This is a genomic window from Rhodanobacter sp. Root627 (assembly GCF_001427835.1).
Lineage (GTDB): Bacteria > Pseudomonadota > Gammaproteobacteria > Xanthomonadales > Rhodanobacteraceae > Rhodanobacter > Rhodanobacter ginsenosidimutans.
This window is the reverse complement of the sequence record NZ_LMGW01000001.1, coordinates 1331034-1347596: the sequence shown is the minus strand read 5'-3', so window position 1 is coordinate 1347596 and position 16563 is coordinate 1331034. Positions and strand designations below refer to the sequence as shown.

Annotated in this window: 15 protein-coding genes; 9 read left to right on the top strand and 6 right to left on the bottom strand. The window is 63.9% G+C overall.

Translation table 11 applies throughout. The features are described from left to right. The first annotated feature begins 99 nt into the window (after window positions 1-99). From rpsO to phaC, 4 genes are all read left to right on the top strand, one after another. Complete coding sequence (rpsO, locus tag ASD68_RS06295; RefSeq protein WP_007081817.1) at window positions 100-369, top strand: 30S ribosomal protein S15; 270 nt, start codon at window positions 100-102, stop codon at window positions 367-369. A gap of 85 nt (window positions 370-454) precedes the next feature. Continuing rightward, window positions 455-2560: a polyribonucleotide nucleotidyltransferase gene (gene pnp / locus ASD68_RS06290; protein ID WP_056080181.1), complete on the top strand. Its 2106-nt coding sequence runs from the start codon at window positions 455-457 to the stop codon at window positions 2558-2560. A 142-nt stretch (window positions 2561-2702) separates the two neighbouring features. Next, window positions 2703-3851, top strand: coding sequence for a poly(R)-hydroxyalkanoic acid synthase subunit PhaE (locus ASD68_RS06285; RefSeq protein WP_056604619.1), 1149 nt, complete (start codon window positions 2703-2705; stop codon window positions 3849-3851). A gap of 9 nt (window positions 3852-3860) precedes the next feature. Further along, window positions 3861-4925 carry a class III poly(R)-hydroxyalkanoic acid synthase subunit PhaC gene (gene phaC / locus ASD68_RS06280; RefSeq protein ID WP_056604610.1) on the top strand — a complete coding sequence of 355 codons (1065 nt, stop codon included), beginning with the start codon at window positions 3861-3863 and terminating at the stop codon, window positions 4923-4925. A gap of 14 nt (window positions 4926-4939) precedes the next feature. Here phaC and ASD68_RS06275 read toward each other — a convergent pair whose 3' ends face one another. From ASD68_RS06275 to ASD68_RS06265, 3 genes are read right to left on the bottom strand one after another with little or no spacing between them, the layout of a single operon-like run. Beyond that, a complete protein-coding gene (locus tag ASD68_RS06275) occupies window positions 4940-5980 on the bottom strand; it encodes a hypothetical protein (protein WP_056604607.1) in 1041 nt (346 codons plus the stop codon). After that, entirely contained in the window at window positions 5977-8211 is a 2235-nt protein-coding gene (locus ASD68_RS06270; RefSeq protein WP_056604603.1) for an FAD-binding protein, read from the bottom strand. The genes ASD68_RS06275 and ASD68_RS06270 overlap by 4 nt, the downstream gene beginning before the upstream one ends. Beyond that, complete coding sequence (locus ASD68_RS06265) at window positions 8198-8572, bottom strand: DUF805 domain-containing protein (protein WP_082545970.1); 375 nt, start codon at window positions 8570-8572, stop codon at window positions 8198-8200. The genes ASD68_RS06270 and ASD68_RS06265 overlap by 14 nt, the downstream gene beginning before the upstream one ends. A gap of 125 nt (window positions 8573-8697) precedes the next feature. Between ASD68_RS06265 and ASD68_RS06260 the strand changes: the two genes are divergently transcribed. From ASD68_RS06260 to gyrA, 3 genes are all read left to right on the top strand, one after another. Beyond that, entirely contained in the window at window positions 8698-8889 is a 192-nt protein-coding gene (locus ASD68_RS06260) for a PspC domain-containing protein (RefSeq protein WP_056604597.1), read from the top strand. Between the two features lie 29 nt (window positions 8890-8918). Then, a complete protein-coding gene (gene mtnA, locus ASD68_RS06255; RefSeq protein ID WP_056604591.1) occupies window positions 8919-9932 on the top strand; it encodes an S-methyl-5-thioribose-1-phosphate isomerase in 1014 nt (337 codons plus the stop codon). A gap of 300 nt (window positions 9933-10232) precedes the next feature. After that, on the top strand, window positions 10233-12878 hold the full coding sequence (gyrA, locus tag ASD68_RS06250; protein WP_056604587.1) for a DNA gyrase subunit A: 2646 nt from the start codon (window positions 10233-10235) through the stop codon (window positions 12876-12878). 63 nt (window positions 12879-12941) lie between these two features. On the opposite strand, the gene ASD68_RS06245 is transcribed toward gyrA, so the two are convergent. Then, entirely contained in the window at window positions 12942-13439 is a 498-nt protein-coding gene (locus ASD68_RS06245) for a peroxiredoxin (RefSeq protein WP_056604584.1), read from the bottom strand. 163 nt (window positions 13440-13602) lie between these two features. On the opposite strand from ASD68_RS06245, the gene ASD68_RS06240 reads away from it, so the two are divergent. Together ASD68_RS06240 and ASD68_RS06235 are read left to right on the top strand one after the other, a co-directional pair. Then, a complete protein-coding gene (locus ASD68_RS06240) occupies window positions 13603-14070 on the top strand; it encodes an Hsp20/alpha crystallin family protein (protein WP_056080166.1) in 468 nt (155 codons plus the stop codon). A gap of 88 nt (window positions 14071-14158) precedes the next feature. After that, a complete protein-coding gene (locus ASD68_RS06235; protein ID WP_056080163.1) occupies window positions 14159-15055 on the top strand; it encodes a DnaJ C-terminal domain-containing protein in 897 nt (298 codons plus the stop codon). Between the two features lie 72 nt (window positions 15056-15127). Here the strand turns inward: ASD68_RS06235 and pilH are convergent, their stop codons facing one another. Both pilH and ASD68_RS06225 read right to left on the bottom strand, forming a co-directional pair. Beyond that, window positions 15128-15493, bottom strand: a complete 366-nt coding sequence (gene pilH / locus ASD68_RS06230; protein WP_056080160.1) for a twitching motility response regulator PilH — start codon at window positions 15491-15493, stop codon at window positions 15128-15130. 68 nt (window positions 15494-15561) lie between these two features. After that, a complete protein-coding gene (locus tag ASD68_RS06225) occupies window positions 15562-16560 on the bottom strand; it encodes a YhdH/YhfP family quinone oxidoreductase (RefSeq protein WP_056604581.1) in 999 nt (332 codons plus the stop codon). Between the last annotated feature and the right edge of the window lie 3 nt (window positions 16561-16563).

The following is a 16563-nucleotide window of genomic DNA, read 5'->3' as shown; positions in this document are numbered from 1 at the left end:
ATTTCAACGCTTTCACTCATCTAGGCGAAGCTTGCGCTTGTGTCATCGCTGATGATGCAAGCGCAAGCTTCGCATCGCCTTTTCAAGGAAACGTACTCCATGTCTCTTACCGCAGAACAGACCGGCAAGATCATCGCTGATTTCGGCCGCGTGCCGAACGATACCGGTTCGACCGAAGTCCAGGTGGCCCTGCTGTCCGCTCGCATCGAGCACCTCACCGGCCACTTCAAGGATCACAAGCAGGATCACCACTCCCGCCGTGGCCTGCTGAAACTGGTCAACCAGCGCAAGCGTCTGCTGGCGTATCTGAAGGATCGCGATCTCGCCCGTTACCAGACCCTGATCGAACGCCTCGGCCTGCGTCGCTGATTCGCGCGCGTTCCTGCGTGAACGCAAGGATCAAGAAGCGCCCGTCGCAGGGCGCACTTCTTCAATCAGATCAGGAATCAAACACGTGGCAAAAGTAACCAAGTCATTCCAGTACGGTAATCACGAAGTCACACTGGAGACGGGCGAAATTGCCCGCCAGGCATCCGGTGCGGTCATGGTCAGCATGGGCGGCACCGTGGTGCTGGTCACCGCCGTGGCGGCCACCAAGCAGAAGGAAGGGCAGGATTTCTTCCCGCTCACCGTCGACTATGTCGAGAAGTTCTATTCGGCCGGTCGCATCCCCGGTGGCTTCTTCAAGCGTGAAGGCCGCCCGACCGAAAAGGAAACGCTGACCTCGCGTCTGATCGATCGCCCGGTGCGTCCGCTGTTCCCGGATGACTTCAAGAACGAAGTGCAGGTCATCGCGCAGGTCGTGTCGCTGAACCCGGAAGTGGACGGCGACATCGTGGCCCTGCTGGGTGCGTCCGCCGCGCTGAGCCTGGCCGGCATCCCGTTCAAGGGCCCGATCGGCGCCGCCCGCGTCGGTTACGCCAACGGCCAGTACCTGCTGAACCCGACCGCCACCGAACTGAAGACCTCCGATCTCGACCTGGTTGTCGCCGGTACCGCCGGTGCCGTGCTGATGGTGGAGTCGGAAGCCAAGCTGCTGTCCGAGGACGTGATGCTGGGTGCCGTGATGTTCGGTCACCAGCAGATGCAGACCGCCATCCGCGCCATCGCCGAGCTGGCCACCGAAGCCGGCAAGCCGTCGTGGGACTGGAAGGCGCCGGCCCGCGACGAGTCGCTGGTTGCCGCCGTCAAGGGTGCCGTCGGCGATCAGCTGGCTGCAGCGTTCCAGGTGCGCGACAAGCTGGAGCGTCGCGACGCGATCTCCGCGATCAAGTCCGACGTGCTGGCCGGCCTCAAGGCGCAGGCCGAAGAGAAGGGCTGGGCGTCCGCTGCGATCGCCAAGGAATTCGAGGAACTCGAATACCACACCATGCGCGACAGCGTGCTGAAGACCAAGGTCCGCATCGACGGCCGTCAGCTCGACGACGTGCGCGCCATCTCGGCCCGCATCGGCGTGCTGCCGCGCACGCATGGTTCGGCGCTGTTCACCCGTGGCGAAACCCAGGCGCTGGTCGTCATCACGCTGGGCACCACGCGCGACGCGCAGATCATCGACGCCCCCGGCGGCGAGTCGAAGGACCCGTTCCTGTTCCACTACAACTTCCCCCCGTTCTCGGTGGGCGAAGCCGGCCGTTTCGGCGCGCCGAAGCGTCGCGAGATCGGCCACGGTCGCCTCGCCAAGCGCGGTGTGCAGGCGGTCAAGCCGACGATCGAGGAATTCCCGTACGTGGTGCGCGTGGTCTCGGAAATCACCGAGTCCAACGGCTCCTCGTCGATGGCTTCCGTGTGCGGTTCCTCGCTGGCGATGATGGATGCCGGCGTGCCGCTGAAGGCGCCGGTGGCCGGTATCGCCATGGGCCTGGTCAAGGAAGGCAACGACTTCGTCGTTCTCAGCGACATCCTGGGTGATGAAGATCACCTCGGCGACATGGACTTCAAGGTGGCCGGTAGCGCCGATGGCATCTCCGCGCTGCAGATGGACATCAAGATCGACGGCATCACCGAAGAGATCATGAAGGTGGCACTGGCCCAGGCCAAGCAGGGGCGCCTGCACATCCTGGGCGAGATGGCCAAGTGCCTGAGCACGGCTCGCACGGAAATGAGCGAGTTCGCACCGCGCCTGCTGACCATCAAGATCCACCCGGACAAGATCCGCGAAGTGATCGGCAAGGGTGGCGCCACGATCCGCTCGATCACCGAGGAAACCGGCACCACCATCGACATCAGCGACGACGGCACCATCATCGTCGGCTCGGTCAATCGCGAGGCGGCCGAAGCGGCGAAGAAGCGCATCGAGCAGATCACCTCCGACGTGGAGCCGGGTCGCATCTACGAAGGCAAGGTCGCCAAGCTGATGGACTTCGGCGCGTTCGTCACGATCATGCCGGGCAAGGATGGTCTGGTGCACGTGTCGCAGATTTCCGATGAGCGCGTCGAGAAGGTGTCCGACAAGCTGAAGGAAGGCGACATCGTCAAGGTCAAGGTGCTCGAGGTCGACAAGCAGGGCCGCATCCGCCTGTCGATGAAGGCGGTGACCGACGAGGAACGCGCCAGCGTCTAAAGCGTTTCGCGTTGAACACCAGAAGGCCCGGTATTTCGATACCGGGCCTTCTGCGTTTTCGGTCCGCCATGCCATCCGCTGCGCTAAGATCGTGGCCATCAATGGACGAGGAATCGAGATGGCCCCTCCGGCGGATTTTCAGATGCCCGATTTTCTCAAGCCGGGGATCGATGCGGATTTCCTGCGCGATTTCCAGACATTGGCACAGCAGTCGTGGGATGCCTGGTTGCGCCAGCAATCGGCGTCGACGGGCGCTGGCAATCCATCGTTTGGTGCCGCCCCCAACGCCGCCGCCGGCAACGAGGTGCTCGATCGCACCCTGGCGGGATTGAAGAGCTATTTCGAATGGATGCAGGGCGTGACTGCGGGTGCCGCCGGCGTCCCCGGTGCCGACTGGCAACAACAGGTGCAGCAACTGTTTGGCGGCGCGCAGCAACCGTTTGCGCAGGCTTTCCAGCATATCGATGGCGCCGGGATGGAAGGTTTTGCCGGCAAGTGGCATTCCTGGCTGCAGGGAATGCAGCCTGCCGATGCCATGGCGTCCGGCCCCACTCCTGCTTTCGGGCAGGATCGCGAGCAGCAGATGCAGCGTCAGGCGCTGGCGGCGGCGATGCTGGAGTCGATGCAGGCCAGCGCGCGCTACCAGGCGCTGATCCAGCGCGCCAACACGCAAGGCATGCAGAAACTGCAGGACAAGCTGGCGGAACACGCCGAACCCGGCCGCCAGATCGAGTCGCTGAAGGCCTTGTACGACCTGTGGGTGGACGCGGCCGAGGAAGCGTATGCCGAGATCGCGTTGACGGAGGAATTTCGCGAAGCCTATGGCGCCATGGCCAACTGCCAGATGCGGGTGCGCAGCTTGCAGCAACAGCAGACCGAGCAACTGTGCCAGCAATGGGGTCTACCGACGCGCCGCGAGATGGACACGTTGGGTGAGCGCCTGCAGCAGGTGCGGCGCGAGGCGCGGGCATCCCGTGCCGGCACGGCGGTCGACCGCTCTGAGGAGATCGCCGATCTGCGCCGGGAGGTGGCCGAGTTGCGCCGTCAATGGGCCGCTGCGGGGGTGAAGCCTGTTCCCGCCGGGCGATCAACTGCAAAGAAGGCTACGGCGAAAGCTGCCGCGAAGACATCGCGTTTGGCCGTAAGGAAGGCTGCAACTGCAAAACCGGTGGCAGCAAAAAAGGCCGCCGTCAAAAGATCCGCGCCCCCCGCGTCGCGAAAGCCCACAGGCAAGCCAGCAGTTCGCAAATCGTCCACGACGCGCACCCCCGCGCCACGCAAGCGCAAATAAGGAGTATCCATGTACACGCCGCTGCGCATCGATCCCACCCGCGCGCTTGCCGACATCAACACGTTCCAGCGCAAGCTGGCCGCCGGTATGGGCCATCTGCGCAACATGCACGAGCCCGACTACGCCAACACCCCGCGCGAACTGGTCTACAGCGAGGACAAGCTCAAGGTCTGGCACTTCACGGGCACCGCGCCCACCTCGAAGACACCGTTGCTGATCGTCTATGCGTTGGTCAATACGGTGTGGATGACCGACCTGCAGGCCGACCGCTCGATGGTGCGCAACCTGCTGGAGCAGGGCGAGGATGTCTATCTGATCGATTGGGGTTATCCCGACGGCGCCGACCGCTGGCTGACCCTGGACGACTACATCAACGGCTACCTCGACCGTAGTGTGGACGTGGTACGCCAACGGCACGATCTCGAGGCGATCAACCTGCTCGGTATCTGCCAGGGCGGCGCGTTCTCGCTGTGCTATGCCGCGCTGCATCGGGACAAGGTGAAGAACCTGATCACCATGGTCACCCCGGTGGATTTCCAGACCCCGGACAACATGCTGTCGCACTGGTGCCGCAACCTCGATGTGGACCTGTTCGTCGACACCATGGGCAACATTCCCGCGGGGCTGATGAACTATGTGTACCTCACGCTGAAGCCGGTGCGGTTGAACCAGCAGAAATACATCGGCATGGTCGACATCCTGGACAACCCGGTGGAGCTGGAAAACTTCCTGCGCATGGAGCGCTGGATCTTCGATTCGCCGGATCAGGCCGGCGAGGCGTTCCGGCAGTTCATCAAGGATTTCTACCAGGGCAACAAGCTGATCAAGGGCACGCTGGAGATCGGCGGGCAACGCGTGGATCTGGGCGAGGTGACCCAGCCGGTGCTGAACATCTTCGCCGAACAGGATCATCTGGTGCCGCCGGATGCCTCGCGCGCTCTTGGCGAACATGTCGGCAGCAGCGACTACACGCAGCTGGCATTCAAGGGCGGCCACATCGGCATCTACGTATCCGGCCGCGCGCAGCGCGAGGTGCCGCCGGCGATCAGTGCATGGCTGCGCAACCGCGACTGACCCGCGCTTGCGTGTCAGTAATCGAAGATGTGTTCGATGGTGCCAGGTACGTTTGCGTAGCGGTTGAGCAGCGTTTCAAGTTTGCCTACAGGAACTTGCAGCACTTCGCGTTGCTGTCCCGGCTTCGTCAGCAGCGGCTGCGTGAAAAACACGGGGGCATAGTCTGGCGGCGCAATCCCGCGGGCTCCAAGTACGCTGACCAGAATCGTGTCCCGGTTGCCGGCGATTTCCTCGAACGTAGTGCCCCGGCGCGCCAACGCTGTGGCGGCATCGCTGAAGCCCTGGTATCGCGGTAGAGCAAGCAGATACTCGTCGCCCTGTTGCGCCAATAGCTGCACGCCAGCGGGCAGATCAGCTGGTGCATTGCGCGCCACGACCGGCGTGTTTTCCTTCGGGATGGCGTAGGTTTCGTGTGCCGCCTTGCCCAACATCCAGCCGTAAGCTGCTTTCACCAGCCATTCGCTGCTCAGCGCATAGCGTCTTTCCCACTTGCGCAGGGCATGCGGCCCCCACCACGGCGTGTCGCTCCACAGCTTGCGCAGTGGTCCCATGAAATCGAATTTGTACCAGGGCTCGACGCGAATGAAGTCCACGTAGTCGCGTTCGACACGGGTTGCCAGGCGGTCTTCCGGCGTGGCGTTGGCCGGCAGGTTGAACTGGCTGAGCCGGCCGATCAGAGTGTCGTAGACCCCCTTGATCGTGTATTCCACGGTGGTACTCGCACCGATGACGCAGATCATCGTGTGATATTCGCCGTTGAACGGATAGCGCCCGCGTGTGGCTGCAATCACGTGGCCATAAGCCGACCAGAACTGGCCGATATGCGCGAAGAAGGGGAAGCGCGTGGGAGGATGCTGCTGCAGCCAATCGGCGTATTCGGCGGGGCTGAATACCAGGAACCATTCCGGGAAGGTCAGGTAGGTCTGTTCCTCGCCGCGACGATCCTGGGGTGGCACATGCAGCGTCGGTTGTTCAGGGAGGGCGGTGGCGGCGGTCGCCATGGTGGCAAGCGCGACCATCGCGGCAAAGAGAAAGTGGGAGGCGAGCCGCTTCATGCGGCGTCGAAGCGCAGCAAGGTGTTCAGTGTGGGATCTTGCGCTTGCAACAGTCGTGGTCCGGTGGCTACCAGTCCGTACCTGCCAAGCAGGGCGACCCATTCGTCGATGGGACGGAAGTGGCGCAGCTCGCGCGCGTTGTCCTGCCACGGAAGGTTCAGCCCTGCGTTGAATACTGCATGCGCCAGCGAAGCCATCGCGCGCATGTAGTCATCACTCACGTCGTGGTCGCGCAGGATCAGTACGCCGTCGGCTTTCAGCACCCGTCGTAACGAGGCGATGAACGGTTCCAGACGGTCGAGGCGTGCGTGGTGCAAGCCAATGTGGCAGGTCAGCAGTTCGATGCTGCCATCCGCCACGGCATCCGCGGGGATGGGTGCGTAGTCATCGAGCGGCACGAAACGGGCATGCCGACGCAAGCCGCCACGCTCGACGATGTCGACGGGTGAGAACCCCGCCGCAACGTCATGCAGCAATACGCGGTCACCCTTGAGGCGCAGGTGTTTGCGCAGTTGACTGAGGTAGCGACCGGTGCTGCCGACTTCCAGGTAGCCGTCGAAGCGTCGGCGCTCGCCGAGCAGAGCCAGCGTCTGCCGCGTCATCTCCTGCTTTTGCCGCGCCAGGGCGGGAAGGGCATACACGAGCTCGGACAGGAAGGATTTGATCGACGGCAGGCCAGCCTGTACGGCACGGTAGATCGCCTCGTCATCGCAATGTTCGCCGGTGGCATGCTGGATAAGTGCGTGGAAACGGTCTTCCGGAAAGAGGCGGTAGACGTTCTGCAGGAATCGGTAGAAGTCGTCGTTGCCGCGGACAGTGTCATAGACCGCATGAAAGTCGGAGCCGGATGCGGCAGTCGTGGTCACGGATGGCTCCAATTCAGGGGCGTAGTACTTGTCCCACAACACGTTGCGCCAACGGTAATCGGGGTCGAGCGTGCGCTTGAGCGCGAACAGTTCGTGCGCACGCGGATAGGCTTGGTGGAACTGCTCGATGGTGGCGTGGGGCTGGTAGGGCAGGTAATAGGTGCCGCCGCACGCCAACGCGGCGTCGATCAGCTCGCGCGTCCACACCGCCACGCGCTCGCGTGCGTTCGTGCGCGTGCGCTGCTTGTGGTAAAGCACGAAGGCGAATACTTCGTCGCGCGCCCAAGCCAGCAACGAGCCGGGGTCTCGATGGGCGTGGCGCACGGAAACGTTCACCATGTTCACGCGATGGCGCTGCAGGATTTCCGACAGCCGTGCGCGAAAGTCCTCGAACCGTTCCACCGGTACGAAGTATTCCTGCAATACGTAGGTGCGGTCGTGGCGCGATCCGGGTTCGAGTTCGCCGACGTCGTAACCCGCTTCGTAGTTGCGCCAGTGCACCGGGCGGCCCAGGTACAGCAACGGATCCAGCAGGCGACGCCGACGCCAGCGGCCACTGCGCGTCTCGGTGAATACCCACATGTAATAACGCTGCAACGGGTATTGCCGGCGCGGCTTCTGCAGCCGTTGCGAAGTGGTGACCGCTCGTTCGGTGCGCCGCCACGTCACCGCACGCGCATGGCGGAAATCCGGCGGGTAAAGATCGGCGTTGTGGAAGATCGAGTCACCGCTGTCGCGTACGCGGCTGCGGAAATATGCGGGGTAATCCAATGCGGGCATGCATGCGTCCTCGCGGCGCACGCGCACGTTTTCGGTCAGCGCCAGTTCGACCTCAAGGATCAATCCCAGACCGCCGTAGCCGCCTATGACGGCGTGGAAGATTTCCGGGTTGTTTGCTGGTGAAGCCTCCACCGCCTGGCCGTCGGCCAGCATCATCCTCAACGAGCGCACCGACAGGATCAGCGGACCAAGCCCGATGTAGCGGCCGTGCACGTTGACACTGAGCGAGCCGCCCACCGTGAAGTTGGCGTAGGTCTGCATGATTTGCAGCGCCAGGCCGTGCGGGTCAATGAAGCGCTGGATGTCGCACCAGCGGATGCCGCTCTGCACGCGGATTGTGCACGCCGATGGATCGAAGTGCAGCACGCTATTAAAGCGTCGCATGTCGAGGTGCAGGCTACCGAGGCTCGCGGTCTGCCCGCCCATGCTGAAATGACCGCCGCCGACCGAGATCGGAAGTTCCGTGCGCAAAATTGCTTCACGGATTTCCTCGGTCGTTGTGGGTGTGGCGACGGCCAGCACCGGCACTGGGTTCAACCGCGTTACGTCGTTGACGACGATGCCCATGCGTTCAGACCGGTTCATGGATGCGCACCTGCAGGTAGTCGCGATTCCGTGAGCGCGGGTCGTCACCGTATTGGTTGTCGCCCTGCGTTCCTCGCGCGAACAGCAGTAAACCGATCACGTACACGGGGCCGAGAACGGGTACGACCAAAGCGAGCAGTTGCGATGCCGAGCGGGCGCTGTCGTGCAGCCGACGCACAACCAGCGAGGACAACACAATGAAGAGCGGTGGATACAGGACGAGCGTGCTGGTGTAGCCCGCGAGACTTTCCAGCGAGAGGAACAACACCAGGAAGACGGCTGCTGTTATCGCCAGCCTTCCAAGGAGTGCGGCACGCCCCAGTCGCCCCGTCCATTCCATCCATTCCCGAACGCGTCGCATATCCCTGCTCCCTACCGAATCCTCTGATATTGAGAGCGCGCATACTGTCGCCTGTCAAGGTGTTGTTGAGGAGCCGTGCCAGGCTGCCAATGCCCACGGCGCTCCCGTTGGAACCCGGAGAAGCGATGAACACCCCGAAGCGACTTTGCCGTTCCCGTCAGAACCGCAAGCTGGCGGGCGTCTGCGGCGGTATCGCTGACTATCTCGGTTGGGATCCCACTCTGGTGCGGGTGGCATGGATCGTCCTCACCTTGCTGGGTGGTTCGGGTATCCTGATCTATCTGATCTTCTGGCTGGTGATGCCCGAGTCACCTTGATCTCAACGTTTCGCGCAACGACTATTCCGATGGATTACGACCATTACGATCGCGTTCGCGCCGTGCAATGGCGCGGCGATCATCTGTACCTGCTCGATCAGAGCCTGCTTCCTGCGGAAGAACGCTGGATCGAATGTCGGGACACCGCGCAGGTCACCACTGCGATCCGCGACCTCGCTGTGCGCGGTGCGCCGGCTATCGGCATCGCGGCCGCCTGGGGCGTGGCGATGGCTGCCCAACAGCAGGCGCCGCTGGACGATGCCTTGGCGATGTTGCGCGCCGCCCGGCCCACCGCGGTCAACCTGATGTGGGCGCTGGACCGCATGAAGAAGCGCATCGCCGCCGGTGCCGATGCGGAGGCGTTGCTGCGCGAGGCGCAGGCGATCCAGGATGAGGACCTGGCCGCCAACCGCCGGATGGGCGAGCTGGGCGCCGGCCTGATCGCGCCGGGCTCCGGCGTGTTGACCCATTGCAACACCGGGTCATTGGCCACCGCTGGATTCGGCACGGCGCTGGGCGTGATCCGTGCCGGTGTGGCGGCGGAACGCATTGTGCGCGTGTACGCCGGCGAAACCCGGCCGTGGCTGCAAGGTGCACGGCTCACCATGTGGGAACTGGTGCGCGATGGTATTCCCGCGCAACTCATCGCCGACTCCGCGGCGTCGCACCTGATGAAGTCCGGCGCGGTGCAATGGGTGATCGTCGGCGCCGACCGGATCGCCGCCAACGGCGATGTTGCCAACAAGATCGGCACCTACCAGTTGGCGATCGCCGCGAAATACCACGGCGTGAAGTTCATGGTGGTGGCGCCGTCCTCGACCATCGACATGGCGACCGCCACCGGCGAAGAAATCGAGATCGAGCTGCGCGATGCCACCGAGCTGCTCGGCATCGCCGGCCGGCGCACGGTGGTCGAGGGTGCGCAGGCGTGGAATCCCGTATTCGACGTGACACCGGCCGAGTTGATCGACGCGATCGTCACCGAGCGGGGCGTGATCGAGCGGCCGAGCGTGCTGGCGATGCAGGCGATGTTCGGCAGCTGACGCTGCGCAAGCGAGTGTCGTGAGCGGCAAAAGAACGCCCGCGCGCTTTATCGTTTCGCCGCCATTTTCACGGCGCTGAAAGTCACTGTTCCGGCGCCTTTGCGCTTCCACTTCCAGCAGCCCGCGGAGCACTTTCACGTGGCGGGGATGTGTCGTCGTAAGTTATTGATCGAAAAGCATTAAATACTGTCTTTTTGGGGCTGCGCGTGGTACACTCCGTGGGTTGATTTCGGGCCATCGGCGCATGCCGCTCCAGGCGCGTCGCCAGCGCCCCTTTTTCATACCCAGGGAAGCCGATTAATGGCAGAACTCGCCAAAGAAGTCATACGCGTCAATATCGAAGACGAGATGCGCCAGAGTTACCTCGATTACGCCATGAGCGTCATCGTGGGGCGCGCTCTACCGGATGTCCGTGATGGGTTGAAGCCCGTGCATCGCCGTGTGTTGTTCGCGATGAACGAACTGGGCAATGTGTGGAACAAGCCGTACAAGAAGTCGGCCCGCGTGGTCGGTGACGTCATCGGTAAATACCATCCGCACGGCGATCAGTCGGTCTACGACGCGATCGTGCGCATGGCCCAGCCGTTCTCGTTGCGCTACATGCTGGTCGATGGCCAGGGCAACTTCGGCTCGGTCGATGGCGACAACGCCGCGGCCATGCGATACACCGAGGTGCGCATGTCGCGCCTCACGCATGAATTGCTGGCGGACATCGACAAGGACACCGTCGATTTCGGCTTCAACTACGACGAGAGCGAGCGCGAGCCGCTGGTGTTGCCCTCGCGCGTGCCGAACCTGCTGATCAACGGTTCGGCCGGTATCGCGGTCGGCATGGCCACCAACATCCCGCCGCACAACCTCAACGAGGTGATCGCGGCAACCATCGCGTTGATCGACGAGCCGTCGCTCGGCATCGACGACTTGATGCACTACATCCCGGGTCCGGATCTTCCGACCTGCGGCATCATCAACGGTTCGTCCGGCATCATCGAGGCGTACCGCACCGGTCGCGGCCGCATCCTGGTGCGCGCCAAGGCGGAGGTGGAAACCGACGCCCATGGTCGCGAGACGATCCTCATCCACGAGCTGCCGTACCAGGTGAACAAGGCGCGGCTGATCGAGAAGATCGCCGAGCTGGTGAAGGAAAAGAAGCTCGAGGGCATCAGCGAGCTGCGCGACGAGTCGGACAAGGACGGCATGCGCGTGGTCATCGAGATCCGCAAGGACGCGATGGGCGACGTGGTGCTCAACAACCTGTTCCAGCAGACGCAGTTGCAGGTCACCTTCGGCATCAACATGGTGGCCTTGCTGGATGGCCAACCCAAGCTGCTGAACCTCAAGGACATCCTTGAAGCGTTCATCCGCCATCGCCGCGAAGTGGTTACCCGCCGCACGATCTTCGACCTGCGCAAGGCGCGTGCGCGTGCGCATATCCTCGAAGGCCTCACGGTGGCGTTGGCCAACATCGACGAGATGATTGAACTGATCAAGACCTCGTCGTCGCCGGCCGAGGCGCGCGAGCGCATGGTGGCGCGGCGTTGGGAAGCCGGGCTGGTACGTGCGCTGCTTTCGGCCACCGGTGCCGAAGCGTCGCGGCCGGAGGAAATGGACCCGCGCGATGGCCTGAAGGACGATGGCTACCAGTTGTCCGAGGCGCAGGCGCTGGAAATCCTGGCGATGCGGCTGCACCGCCTCACCGGCCTGGAGCAGGAAAAACTTTCCGACGAATACCGGCAGATCCTGGACACCATCCGCGGCCTGATCGAGATCCTGGAAAATCCCGCACGCCTGCTGGAGGTGATCCGCGAGGAGCTGGAGGCCGTCAATGCCGAATTCGGCGACGCCCGCCGCACCGAGATCCAGCATTCGCAGGAAGATCTCAACGTGCTGGACCTGATCGCGCCGGAGGACATGGTGGTCACCTTGTCCCACACCGGCTACGTCAAGCGCCAGCCGGCCAGCACGTATCGCTCGCAGCGGCGCGGTGGCAAGGGGCGTTCGGCGTCGGCCCTGAAGGAAGAGGATGTCGTCGAGCAATTGTGGGTGGTGAACACGCACGACACCTTGCTGACGTTCACCAGCACCGGCCGCGTCTACTGGCTCAATGTGTACCAGATCCCCGAGGCGAGCCCGGGCGCGCGCGGCAAGCCGATCGTGAACCTGCTGCCGCTGGGTGAGGGCGAACACGTGCAGGCGGTGCTGCCGATTCGCGACTACAGCGACGACCGCTACGTGTTCTTCGCCACCCGCCAGGGCACGGTCAAGAAAACGCCGCTGGGCGAATTCGCGTTCCAGCTGCAAAAGGGCAAGCTGGCGATTCGCCTCAACGACGACGATGCGCTGGTCAACGTGGAGCTTACCGACGGCAACAGCGATGTCCTGCTGTTCGCCTCCAACGGCAAGGTCAACCGCTTCGACGAGAACACCGTGCGCTCGATGGGCCGTACCGCCGCTGGCGTGCGGGGCATGAAGCTGGCCAAGGATGCCCACGTGGTGTCGCTGATCGTGGCGGCCGAAGGCGACATCCTCACCGCCACCGAACGCGGCTATGGCAAGCGCACCCCGCTGGTGGAGTTCACCAAGAAGGGGCGTGGCACGCAGGGCGTCATCGGCATCCAGTGCTCCGAGCGCAACGGCGCGCTGGTCGCCGCCGCCCAGGTCACCGAGGAACACGAGCTGATGCTCATCTCCGACCAGGGCACGCTGGTACGCACCCGCGTGGCGGAGGTTTCGCAACTGGGTCGCAATACCCAGGGCGTCACCCTGATCCGCCTGCCCGCCGACGAAAAGCTGGTCAGCGTGATGCGGCTCGATGCGGAAGAGGATTCCGCCGAAGAGGGTGCTGCCGTGGATGGCGACGCACCGGTGAATGGAGGCGGCAGTGACGCAGCCGAGGGAAACCCGGAAGTGACTGATCCGACCGAGACGGACCCGACGGAAGAGTGATTCCACCGCGTCTCTGAAGCAAAGGCCCCGGTAATGCCGGGGCCTTTTGCATGAGGGGCTTCGTCAGCTGGCCAGGCCCGACGCGTCGATCGCCGCCAGCATCGCCTCGGCCGTGGATACGCGCAGTTCACCCGGCGCCTCGACGTGCAGCAGTCGCACCACGCCGTCGTCCGCGTACAGCGCAAAACGCCGCGTACGCACGCCCATGCCGAAGGCCGAGCCATCGAATTCCAGGCCCAGCGCGCGGGTGAAGCCGGCGTTGCCATCGGCGAGCATCAACAGGCCCGGCGGTGTCTGCAGTGATGCCGCCCATGCCCGCATCACGTGTGCATCGTTGACCGCCAGGCACATCAGGTCGATCCCGCGAGCCTTGAAATCATCGGCGTGGTGGATGTAGCCGGGTACATGCAAGGTCGAGCAGGTGGGCGTGAAGGCGCCGGGGACGCCCACCAGCACGGTCTTGCGGGTGGCGAACAGTTCGCCGGTGTGGCGCGACTGGACATCGCCGTCGATAACCCGGATCGCCACGTCGGGAAGTTTGTCGCCTGGCTGGATGGGCATGTGCAAAGCCGGTAATCAGGAAGTGTGATGCTACGGCATACGCCAGGTGAACGGGGTAGCGAGGGGCCGCGCGGCAAGCGTGCCATTGCCTTGAATCGCCCGCGGAAGTACCTACTTTCACTGCAGGCGGCGACGGGCCGCATTCATCTTGAGGAGACGTGCAATGAACCTGGGTCGTCATTCCATCTGGAACGCGAGCAATGCCCTGCCTGAGGAAATCCGCCAGGCGTTTGATCGCTTCCTGCAACCGGCAGACAGCGATGCATCCAACGTGGTCACCAGCCAGTGGGCGCCGCGGGTGGACATTCGCGAGGACGAGCAGCGCTTCGTGATTCTGGCGGATATCCCCGGCGTGGATCCAGCGCAGATCGAAGTGAGCATGGACAAGGGCATCCTCACCATCAAGGGTGAGCGCGAAGCCGATCTCGGCGCCGAAGGCAGCGAGGCCACCAAGGGCAAGTTCACCCGGGTCGAGCGGGCGCGCGGGGCATTCCACCGCCGCTTTGCCCTGCCGGACAGTGCCGACGCCGAAGGCATCACCGCCAACGGCAAGCTCGGCGTGCTGGAAATCGTGATCCCGAAAAAGGCACTGGCAACGCCGCGACGCATTACCATCAACACCGGCCATTGAGCCGGCCGGCCACGGGCCGGACCATGTTGCATGAACACCCGCGGCGGCATGGATTCGCCGCGGGTTTTGCGTTCGTTGGGGAGTGGTAGTGGAATTCAAAGATTATTACGACATTCTGGGCGTCAAGCCCGACGCGACCGAGGCCGAGATCAAGGCGGCATATCGGAAGCTGGCGCGCAAATACCACCCGGACAAGAACAAGGACGCGGGCGCCGAGGAGAAGTTCAAGGCCGCCAACGAGGCGCAGGAAGTACTGATGGATGCGGAGAAGCGCCGCTCCTATGACCAGTTGCGCGCGGGTGGCTATCGCGGTGGTGAACAGTTCCGGCCGCCGCCGGGCTGGCAGGGTCAAAGCCAGGGTTTTAACGACACGGGCGGCGATTTCAGCGATTTCTTCGAAAGCCTGTTCGGTCGTGGCGGTGCCGCCGGTGCGCGCGGGCAGGCACGTCCGCGGCGTGGTCGCGATGTGCAGGCGTCGGTGCAGATCGAGTTGCAGACGGCGTTCGATGGCGGCCGCACGCGGCTGGCCATGCAGGACCCGGCCGGTGGCGAGCGCGTGCTGGAAGTGAAGATTCCGGCCGGTATCCAGCCCGGCCAGGTCATCCGGTTGGCCGGGCAGGGCCAGGCTGGCGTGGCCGGCGGCCCCAAGGGCGATCTGCTGCTGGAAATCGGCATACGCGATGATCCGCGGTTCCGCCTGGATGGCCGCAACGTGGTGCATGTGTTGCCGATCAGCCCGTGGGAGGCCGCGCTGGGCGCCACGGTGCCGGTGCCGACGCTGGCCGGTACGGTGGATCTGCGCATACCCGCTGGCAGCCAGTCGGGGCGCAAGCTGCGGTTGAAAGGGCGCGGCATGCCGGGCACACCGGCGGGCGATCAACTGGTGGAGTTGTCGATCCGGGCGCCGGCGGCGGAGACGGCAGGGCAAACGGAGGCGTATGAGGATCTGCGCAAGCAGTTCAAGGATTACGATCCGCGCAAGTAACCGGCGGCGTCATCGCCCATAAAAAAACGACACCTGCGGGTGTCGTTTTTGTTGGTGAGGTGTTGCCGAAGATCAGCCTTGCAGCAATTCCTGCAGCGTCTTGGCCAGTTCGTCTTCCTTGATCGGCTTGGTGACATAGGCCTTGGCGCCCTGGCGCATGCCCCACACGCGATCGGTTTCCTGGTCCTTGGTGGTTACCAGCACGATCGGGATGTGCGAGGTGCCGGGATTCTTGCTGATGGTGCGGGTGGCCTGGAAGCCGTTGAGATTGGGCATGACCACGTCCATCAGGATCAGGTCAGGCAGCTGCTGCTTGGCCACTTCGACGCCGGCGGCTCCATCTTCGGCGGTCAGGGTTTCATGCCCGAGCTTTTCGACGATGCGTTTGATGCCCAGTAATTGCGACGGGGAATCGTCGACGATCAGGATGCGTGCCATAAGGTGATTGTCCCTGCGAGTTGCGTTAATTCTATGCTGCTGATGCTGCAGTTCCAAGCGCGGTGCGCTCAGCAACCGAGCGTATTGTTTACCACGGTGCGCCCGAAAGCGCCGCCCGCGAGCATGCGTGTAAAGGTCGCTGGCAGTTGCGCCAGGGCGATTTCATCGGTGGCGATGCGCGCCAGCTGACGAGGTTTCCAGTCGCTGTCCAGGTGCTGCCAGATGGTGTCGCGGATGTCCCGCGCGGTGCCTGCCGAGGCCACGCCGAGCAGGCTGACGCCGCGGATGATGAACGGCATCACGGTGCTGTCGAATGCGATACCACCCGCGTTGCCGCACAGCGCCACATTGCCGTAGGGGTGGATCAGGGGCAGCAGGCCGCTCAGCATGCCGCCGCCCACTGTATCCAGCGCGCCGCCGAAGCGCGCCGAATCCATCGGCTTGCCACTGAAGTCCCATTGATGCCGGTCGATGCAAGCGTGTGCGCCCAGCGCGCGCAGCGCGTCGAAATGGTCGGGCTTGCCGCTGATCGCGTGAACTTCGTAGCCGGCGCGGCTGAAGATGTCGATGGCCAGCTGGCCCACGCCGCCGCTGGCACCGCTGATCGCGATGGGCCCCAGCTCCGGTGTCTGCCGGTTGTCCTGCATCCGCAGCAGGGCCAGTGCCGCGGTGAAGCCGGCGGTGCCGATGACCATGCTTTCGCGCAGGCTGAGGCCGGCGGGCAGCGGGATCGTCCAGCGTGCATCGAGGCGCGCGTACTGCGCGAACCCGCCATCACGCGTTTCGGACAGGCCGCTGCCGGTGCACAGCACGGCGTCGCCCTCCTTGAACGCGGGATCACTCGACGCGACCACGTGCCCGGCCACGTCGATGCCGCCGTTCAACGGGTAGCGGCGCAGGATGCGGCCCTTGCCCGTGCCGGCCAGCGCGTCCTTGTAGTTGACCGACGAGTACGCGGCCTTGACCAGCACTTCGCCCGGCGACAACGCGTCGGTGTCCATCGTTTCGAGCCCGGCCCGGTGGCCGTCGTCGTCGTGGTGGATGCGGAAGGCTTGGAAGCGGGTCATGCG

What these genes read in the sequence shown, in the direction of transcription:
- rpsO (WP_007081817.1), top strand. Translation starts at nt 100, where the DNA reads ATGTCTCTTACCGCAGAACAGACCGGCAAGATCATCGCTGATTTCGGC.
- ASD68_RS06285 (WP_056604619.1), top strand. Translation starts at nt 2,703, where the DNA reads ATGCCCGATTTTCTCAAGCCGGGGATCGATGCGGATTTCCTGCGCGAT.
- phaC (WP_056604610.1), top strand. Translation starts at nt 3,861, where the DNA reads ATGTACACGCCGCTGCGCATCGATCCCACCCGCGCGCTTGCCGACATC.
- ASD68_RS06275 (WP_056604607.1), bottom strand. Translation starts at nt 5,980, where the DNA reads ATGAAGCGGCTCGCCTCCCACTTTCTCTTTGCCGCGATGGTCGCGCTT.
- ASD68_RS06270 (WP_056604603.1), bottom strand. Translation starts at nt 8,211, where the DNA reads ATGAACCGGTCTGAACGCATGGGCATCGTCGTCAACGACGTAACGCGG.
- ASD68_RS06265 (WP_082545970.1), bottom strand. Translation starts at nt 8,572, where the DNA reads ATGCGACGCGTTCGGGAATGGATGGAATGGACGGGGCGACTGGGGCGT.
- ASD68_RS06260 (WP_056604597.1), top strand. Translation starts at nt 8,698, where the DNA reads ATGAACACCCCGAAGCGACTTTGCCGTTCCCGTCAGAACCGCAAGCTG.
- mtnA (WP_056604591.1), top strand. Translation starts at nt 8,919, where the DNA reads ATGGATTACGACCATTACGATCGCGTTCGCGCCGTGCAATGGCGCGGC.
- gyrA (WP_056604587.1), top strand. Translation starts at nt 10,233, where the DNA reads ATGGCAGAACTCGCCAAAGAAGTCATACGCGTCAATATCGAAGACGAG.
- ASD68_RS06245 (WP_056604584.1), bottom strand. Translation starts at nt 13,439, where the DNA reads ATGCCCATCCAGCCAGGCGACAAACTTCCCGACGTGGCGATCCGGGTT.
- ASD68_RS06240 (WP_056080166.1), top strand. Translation starts at nt 13,603, where the DNA reads ATGAACCTGGGTCGTCATTCCATCTGGAACGCGAGCAATGCCCTGCCT.
- pilH (WP_056080160.1), bottom strand. Translation starts at nt 15,493, where the DNA reads ATGGCACGCATCCTGATCGTCGACGATTCCCCGTCGCAATTACTGGGC.
- ASD68_RS06225 (WP_056604581.1), bottom strand. Translation starts at nt 16,560, where the DNA reads ATGACCCGCTTCCAAGCCTTCCGCATCCACCACGACGACGACGGCCAC.